Source organism: Symbiobacterium sp. (assembly GCF_040797425.1).
In the GTDB taxonomy this organism is placed as follows: domain Bacteria; phylum Bacillota; class Sulfobacillia; order Symbiobacteriales; family Symbiobacteriaceae; genus Symbiobacterium.
Map to the genome: position 1 here is coordinate 47,503 of NZ_JBFNEH010000021.1, position 6,630 is coordinate 54,132.

The following is a 6,630-nucleotide window of genomic DNA, read 5'->3' on the forward strand; positions in this document are numbered from 1 at the left end:
CGGCCTGTCAATCATTGGATGCAGGTGATCAAGATGGATTTCCCCCTGCGCGTGCTTCAGCCGTTCCTTGGCGCCCGCATCATCAAGACCGGCGTGGCGGTGTTCCTGACGCTGGCCCTGCTGCACTGGTTTGGCTCGGCCTACGCCACCTTCGGCGCCGTGGCCGCCGTGCTCGCCGTGCAGCCCACCCTCAGCCAGGCCCACGAGGTGTTCCGGGAGCAGCTCCTGGGCAACGCCGTGGCCGGCCTCGTGGCCACCCTCCTGGGCCTGTGGCTCCCCGTGAATCCGCTCACCATGGCCCTGGCCTCGGTCCTCGTCCTGGGGCTGCTGGTGCGGCTGCGGCTCCCGGACGCGGCGGGCCTGGCCGTGGTGGTCGTCCTCTTCGTGATGGACCGGCCGGAGCAGGACTTCCTCGCCTACACCCTCGCGCGCATGGGCGTCATCGCGGCCGGCATGGCGGTGGGATACGTGGTCAACCGGCTCATCCACCCGCCGGACGCGCTGGGGCGGGCCAAGGCGGAGATCGCCGCCGGCAACGGGAAGGTCGAACGCTTCCTGGAACGCCTGGTGCGAAGCCTCGGAAGCCCGCAGGACTATACCAAGGAGGAAATCAAGGCCGACGCGGTCGCGGCGCAGGCGCACCTTTCAGCCGCCCGCTCCACGCTGGACCTGGACACGCGGGAGGTCCGTCAGCCGCGCGCGGCGTTGCTCAAGCAGGCGAACAACTCGCTGTTCGTATTTGTGGAGGCGATCACGGACATTCACAAGCTCATCCTGGAGGCCGGCGGCCTGCCCCACGGGCCGGAGCGGGAACTGCTGACGGCGGTCCTGCGCGCCCTGCAGGCCTACCGGGCGTCGGTCATGGACCGGGTGCTGAACGAGGGTCCCGGCGATCCCGACGCCGCCCGCAGGTACCAGGAGGCCCTTGCGGCCTTCAGCCGCAGGGTGGAAGGGCTGATCGACCACCGCGACCGGCGGGAGTTCGGCCTCCAGCTGCACCTGGTGCTGGCCGAGATTCGTCATATGGGGTGGCGAATAGACGCGCTGGCCCGCCTCTGCGAACAGGCGTGACGGCAGGCGCCGCCTCCCGCGGCCCTGCCGTCTCCTCTCGCCCGCCCGGCTATTGCACCAGGCCGTAGCCGGGATAGTATCCGTAAGGGATGCCCATCATGCCGGGCGGGTACTGCTTGGCGAAACCGCCGCCGGGGGTCATTCCCCACACGGGAGGCTTGCCGAAGCCGCCCTTATCGTAGGTCGTGTCGCCCTTGCCAAAGGGCTTTCCGAAAGGCATGCCACCCTTGCCGAAGGGCATGCCGGGCTTGCCCCAGGGCATCATGCCCATGCCGAAGGGCATGCCACCCTTGCCGTAGGGCGTGTCACCCTGGTCGTAAGCCTCGCCGCCCATGCCGTACGGCATGCCAGGCTTGCCCCAGGGCATCCCGCCCATCATGCCGGGCTTACCCCAGGGCATTCCGCCCATCATCCCGGGCTTACCCCAGGGCATTCCGCCCATCATCCCGGGCTTACCCCAAGGCATTCCGCCCATCATCCCGGGCATGCCCATCTGGCCCCAGGGCATGGCCTCCTGGGTCATGCCGTCCATGCCGCGCTGCATTTCGCTGCGGTCGTCGGACGTGCCGCCCATGCCAGATGGCATGCCGCTCCTGTCGCGGGACGTGCCGCCCGCACCGTCTGAACGGGATCCCCCGCCCGCTCCGGGAGAAGAGGGGAATCCTACGGGCCCGTAAAACATCCACTTCACCCCCGTTTCCCAGCGTATGTGCCTGCCGCACGAACCGTGTCGCACAGGTGGCCTGCTGCGGGGGGCGAAGATTTGTGCAATGGTACTACTGAAGGGGTTGTTTGCGCGCATGGCCGCCGTCACACGCGATTTCACCGTTGCCACCTTCGTGGTCCACCAGGGCCGGGTGCTCCTGCTGTGGCACAGGAAGCTCGGCATGTGGCTGCCCCCGGGCGGGCACATCGAACCCAACGAGCTGCCCGACGAGGCCGCCGTGCGGGAGGTCCGGGAGGAGACCGGGATCACGGTCGTCCTCACCTCACCGCCGTCCCTGCCGCCCATTCCCGGCCCGCGCCAGCTCGCCCGCCCCGAGGGCGTCCAGCTCGAGCGCATCGGGCCGGACCACGAGCACATCGACCTGATCTACTTCGCACGCCCCGCTGACCCGACTGCGGTCAGCCCCGTCGCCAATCACGAGGTGGAGCATGTGGGCTGGTTCGGCCCCGCGGAGCTGGACCAGATCCCGCTGACGGCCGAGGTGCGGGCCTGGGTCGACCGGGCTCTCGCCGCGGCCGCGGAACGGGGGTGAACGCCGGTGCGCCGCGTGATCGCCTTGTTGGGGGTGCTCGCGCTCCTGGTTGCCGGGTGCGGCGCCGAGCTCTCGCAGGAAGAAGCCGCTGCCGCCGACGCAGAGCGGTTCCTCGCCGCACTCGCTGCCGGTGACTTCACGCTGGTCTGGAACGCGCTCACCGGGGAGGCGCGGGAACGCATGGGGAGCGACGCCGTGAGCGCCTACCTGGAGCAGACCCAGGTGACCTACAAAGAGGTGGCCCAGGCTGTGGAGGCGGAGCCCGGGGTGATGCGGGTCCGCGTGAACGGGCTGGTGCTTACCGACCCGGGGCGCACCGTGGAGTGGCCTGAAGCCTGGCTGACGCTCCGCCGGGAGGGCGAGCGCTGGGCGGTCGCGTGGGCCGAGCCGCTCTTTGACCTCGCCCTGAACGCCTACCACAACACCGAGTACACCCGGGCGCTGGCGCTGGCGCAGGCCATCGTCGCCATCGACCCCTACCACTACCGCGGCCACCTGGAGCTGCACTACGCCTACCGCGGCCTCGGGCGGCTCCGGCAGGCCGAGCACGCGCTGAGAACGGCCGAGGAGCGTACGACCGCACCGCAACGGGCTGACGTGGCGGCGGCCTGGGCCCGGTTCAAGCTCAGCCTGGGCGATGCGGAAGAGGCCCTGAACTACGCACAGCGGGCGCTGGTGCTCGCGCGGCCGTACTCCCCGGGAACGTACTCCCCCGCCTGGCGGGCGGAGACCCTGGTACTGGCCGGCCAGGCGGCTCTTGCGCTGGGCGACGCAGAGACGGCCGCCGCCCTGGCGGAGGAGGCGGCAGAGGCAGACCCCGAGAGCCCCGCCCTGGCGATGTTCCTGCTCGAGCTGCCGGCTCTGCCCGCACAATAACGCAACGGACGAGGTGAGGGCTCAGTGGAGACTCCGATGCAGGCCTGCGGCGTGATCCTGGCCGGCGGGCGCTCGACCCGCATGGGTCGCAACAAGGCGCTGCTCGAACTCGAAGGGGAGCCCCTGATCAGCCGCCTGGCCCGGCGGTTCAGCTGCTGGTTCGCACAGGTGGTGGTCGTCACCAACACCCCGGCGGATTTCGCCTTCCTGGGGCTGCAGACGGTGAGCGACCGGATTCCGGGCCTCGGGCCGCTCGGCGGGCTGGAGGCCGGGCTGCAGGCCAGCCGCTTCGAGTACGCCTTCTTCTGCGCCGTGGACATGCCTTTCGTCGACGAGTCCCTCGTCCGCTACATGGTGGGGGAGGCCCCCGGTCACGATATCGTCGTGCCACGAGTGGCCGGAGAGTTCGAGCCGATGCACGCCGTGTACGGCAAGGGCTGCCTGCCCGTCATCACCCGGAACCTGGACGCGCGGCGGCTGCGGCCCATCGCGATCTTCACCGACCTGCGCGTCCGGGTCATCGACGACGCCGAACTGCGCCGCTTCGGCGACCCCGAGCGGCTCTTCTTCAACTGCAACACCCCCGACGACTGGGAACAGGCCCGCCGCCGGGTGAGGCAAGAAGGCGATTCATAATGAAGAAGAACTCGCGTTCCCTGCTCATCTCGATGCTCTCCCTGGGGCTGCTCGCCTGCGCCTCGCTGCTCCTGCCCGTCTCCTTCCCCGGCCGGAGCCAGCCGCTGCCGCCGCCGCTCTCCTCGTTTGCCATCGCGGCGATCATCGCCCTGCTGGTCTGGCTGGCACAGCCGTGGCGTGTGGCCATCCGGGGAGCCCGCGGCGACATCTCGGTCTCCATGGCCATCGATGTGGCGGCCATGCTGCTCTACCACCCGTTCATCGCGGGGCTGGGCTCGGCCGTGGGCACCGCCGCCTACCACCTGTTCGGCATGCCGCTCGTGCGGGCAACCCGCCCGAAAGAGAACCGCCTGGCCCGGGCTTTCGTCCGCGGCGTCGTCACCTTCGCCGCCGTGGCCCTGGGCGGTTGGGCGGCGGGAATGCTCCGGCCGGCGGCCGGGGCGATCGTCTTCAGCCAGGACTGGCTCGCCATCGTCGTGGGCATCTCGATCCGGCTCCTCATCCGCATCGTCTTCTACCCCCTCGGCATGGCGGCGCTGCGACGGGACCCCGTGGGGGAGTACCTGCGGAAAGAGTGGGAGCGCCTGCCCCTGGTGCCGTACCTGATGATCACCACCCTGGGCGGTACCGCGGCCCTCATCTTCCAGTACCAGCCGCCTGCCATCGTGCTGCTCTTCGGCCCGCTGGCGGCGACGTGGGCGCTCTCCCAGGAGTTCCACCGGCTGAACGAACTGCTGGCCACGCTGGAAGACAAGGTACAGGACCGCACGGCCCGTCTGGCCGAGACGGTGACCGCGCTGGAGCGGCGACTGGCGGAGTCAGAGGCGCTCCACGCGGTGGACGAGGCGATCAGCACGGCCATCCACCCCGACGAGGTCCTGGCGGTCATCGCCCGGGAGTCCGTGCGGGTGACGGGCGGGTCGTCGGCCCTGGTGACCCTGCTCACGGCCGACGGCCGCCAGTTCGTGCGGGCGACCAGCGGCGAGGGCATGGAGCGGTACATCGGGCTGGAGCTGCCGATGCAGGGCAACCTGACCAGCCTCGTGCTGCAGACCGGACAGCCCCACGTCTCCCGCGACCCGGAGAACGATCCGCGCCTCAATCAGGACCTGGTGCGGTCCGGCCACTGGCGGGACGTGATCGAGGCGCCGATCCGCACCAAGGACCGGACGCTGGGCGTGCTGGTGGTGGCCAGCCAGCAGCCCGGACGGTTCGACGAGCAGCACATGCGCCTGCTTACGCTGCTGGCCAACCAGGCCGGCCGCCTCATCGAGAACTCCGAGCTGCACGCCAAGGCGCGGGAGGTGGCGGTGCTGGAGGAGCGGAACCGGCTGGCCCGGGAGCTGCACGACTCCGTCACCCAGATGCTCTTCGGCCTCACGCTGAACCTGGAGTCCGCCGCCAGCCTGCTGCAACGGAAGCCGGAGAAGGCGGCCGCGCTGGTGAGCCGCTCGCAGGAGATGGCGGCGGAGGCCCTGGCCGAGATGCGTTCGCTGATCTTCGAGCTGAGGCCGGCCGCGCTCCAGGAGAAGGGCCTGGCGATGGCGCTCAGCAATCACATCAACCTCTTCCGCCGCCGGCAGGGCATCGACGTCTCGCTGGCCCTGGAGGGCGATGAACGGCTGACGCCGGAGGTCGAGTTCGCCCTCTACCGGGTGGCGCAGGAGGCGCTGAACAACGTGGCGAAGCATGCCCGGGCGCAACACGTGCGGGTGCGGCTCAAGCTGCAGCCGGACGAAGCGTTCCTGGAAGTCTGCGATGACGGCATCGGATTTGACCCGACCGCTGGCGTGCCCGCCGGTTCATTCGGTATGATCGGAATGAGAGAGCGCGTGAGCGAAGTGGGGGGCTCCCTGGAAGTCGAGTCGCGGCCAGGCCAGGGAACGTGCATCCGGGCCCGAATTCCTGTAGCCTCCGGAGGTGAGACCGGTTGAACCCTGTACGGATACTGATCTGCGATGACCACTTCATGGTGCGGCAGGGGCTGCGGACCTATTTCGAGCTGCAGGATGACTTCGAGGTGGTCGGCGAGGCGGCGGACGGCCAGCAGGCGGTAAAGCTCACCAAGGAGCTGAAGCCCGACGTCGTACTGATGGATCTGATGATGCCTGAGTTGGATGGGCTGAGCGCACTGCGGGCCCTCAAGGGGACCGGCGCCCGTGTGATCATGCTCACCTCGTTCCTGGATCTGGACAAGGCGATGGCCTGTATCGAGGAGGGCGCGCTGGGCTTCCTTACCAAGGACATTGAGCCGGCCGACCTGGTAGACGCCATCCGGGCGGTCCACCGGGGCGAACCCCGGCTGCACCCCGAGGTGATGAAGCGGCTGATGGTGCGCACGACGCAGCCGCAGCAGGCCCGCCGCCGGGAGCTACTCACCCCGCGGGAGCTGGACGTGCTGAAGTGCCTGGCCCACGGCATGACCAACCGGGAGATCGCCGAGAAGCTGGTCATCAGCGAGACCACGGTGAAGACCCACATCTCGTCGATCCTGAGCAAGCTGCAGCTGGCCGACCGGACGCAGGCGGCCCTGTGGGCGGTGCGGGAGCACCTGGTGGACGAATGACCCTCATCCGCGGGGAGGAGGTCCGACTCCTCCCGGCGTGGGCAGCAAAATCCCGCCCGGGGAAGGATGTCACACAGGGGGGCAGGGGGTATGCTGTGAGTGTGGTCAGTCGAGATCCCCTTCCCCCATGTGAGAAGAAACAGGACGCCTTGCGGGAGGCGTCCTGTTTCTTTTAAGTGGGGGGGGGGGGGGGGGCCCCCGCCCCCCCCCCCCCCCCCGCCC

The 6,630-nt window shown here is 69.5% G+C and carries 7 protein-coding genes; 6 read left to right on the forward strand and 1 reads right to left on the reverse strand.

Annotation, left to right across the window (positions count from 1 at the left end; all coding sequences use genetic code 11):
- The first annotated feature begins 33 nt into the window (after positions 1–33).
- Positions 34–1,071: an aromatic acid exporter family protein gene (locus AB2385_RS08505; protein WP_367654533.1), complete on the forward strand. Its 1,038-nt coding sequence runs from the start codon at positions 34–36 to the stop codon at positions 1,069–1,071.
- Between the two features lie 49 nt (positions 1,072–1,120).
- Here the strand turns inward: AB2385_RS08505 and AB2385_RS08510 are convergent, their stop codons facing one another.
- Positions 1,121–1,657 carry a hypothetical protein gene (locus AB2385_RS08510; protein WP_367654534.1) on the reverse strand — a complete coding sequence of 179 codons (537 nt, stop codon included), beginning with the start codon at positions 1,655–1,657 and terminating at the stop codon, positions 1,121–1,123.
- A 214-nt stretch (positions 1,658–1,871) separates the two neighbouring features.
- Here AB2385_RS08510 and AB2385_RS08515 point away from each other — a divergent pair, with 214 nt between their 5' ends.
- The 5 genes from AB2385_RS08515 to AB2385_RS08535 are packed head-to-tail and all read left to right on the forward strand — an operon-like array spanning position 1,872 to position 6,408.
- Entirely contained in the window at positions 1,872–2,330 is a 459-nt protein-coding gene (locus tag AB2385_RS08515; RefSeq protein ID WP_367654536.1) for an NUDIX hydrolase, read from the forward strand.
- Positions 2,331–2,336: 6 nt separating this feature from the next.
- Positions 2,337–3,206, forward strand: coding sequence for a hypothetical protein (locus AB2385_RS08520; protein WP_367654537.1), 870 nt, complete (start codon positions 2,337–2,339; stop codon positions 3,204–3,206).
- A 24-nt stretch (positions 3,207–3,230) separates the two neighbouring features.
- On the forward strand, positions 3,231–3,842 hold the full coding sequence (locus tag AB2385_RS08525; protein WP_367654538.1) for a molybdenum cofactor guanylyltransferase: 612 nt from the start codon (positions 3,231–3,233) through the stop codon (positions 3,840–3,842).
- Positions 3,842–5,776 carry a histidine kinase gene (locus tag AB2385_RS08530; protein WP_367654539.1) on the forward strand — a complete coding sequence of 645 codons (1,935 nt, stop codon included), beginning with the start codon at positions 3,842–3,844 and terminating at the stop codon, positions 5,774–5,776. Before AB2385_RS08525 ends, AB2385_RS08530 begins: the two co-directional genes overlap by 1 nt.
- Positions 5,773–6,408, forward strand: coding sequence for a response regulator (locus AB2385_RS08535; protein WP_367654540.1), 636 nt, complete (start codon positions 5,773–5,775; stop codon positions 6,406–6,408). Before AB2385_RS08530 ends, AB2385_RS08535 begins: the two co-directional genes overlap by 4 nt.
- Positions 6,409–6,630: the final 222 nt, after the last annotated feature.

What these genes read in the sequence shown, in the direction of transcription:
- AB2385_RS08530 (WP_367654539.1), top strand. Translation starts at nt 3,842, where the DNA reads ATGAAGAAGAACTCGCGTTCCCTGCTCATCTCGATGCTCTCCCTGGGG.
- AB2385_RS08510 (WP_367654534.1), bottom strand. Translation starts at nt 1,657, where the DNA reads ATGCCATCTGGCATGGGCGGCACGTCCGACGACCGCAGCGAAATGCAG.
- AB2385_RS08505 (WP_367654533.1), top strand. Translation starts at nt 34, where the DNA reads ATGGATTTCCCCCTGCGCGTGCTTCAGCCGTTCCTTGGCGCCCGCATC.
- AB2385_RS08515 (WP_367654536.1), top strand. Translation starts at nt 1,872, where the DNA reads ATGGCCGCCGTCACACGCGATTTCACCGTTGCCACCTTCGTGGTCCAC.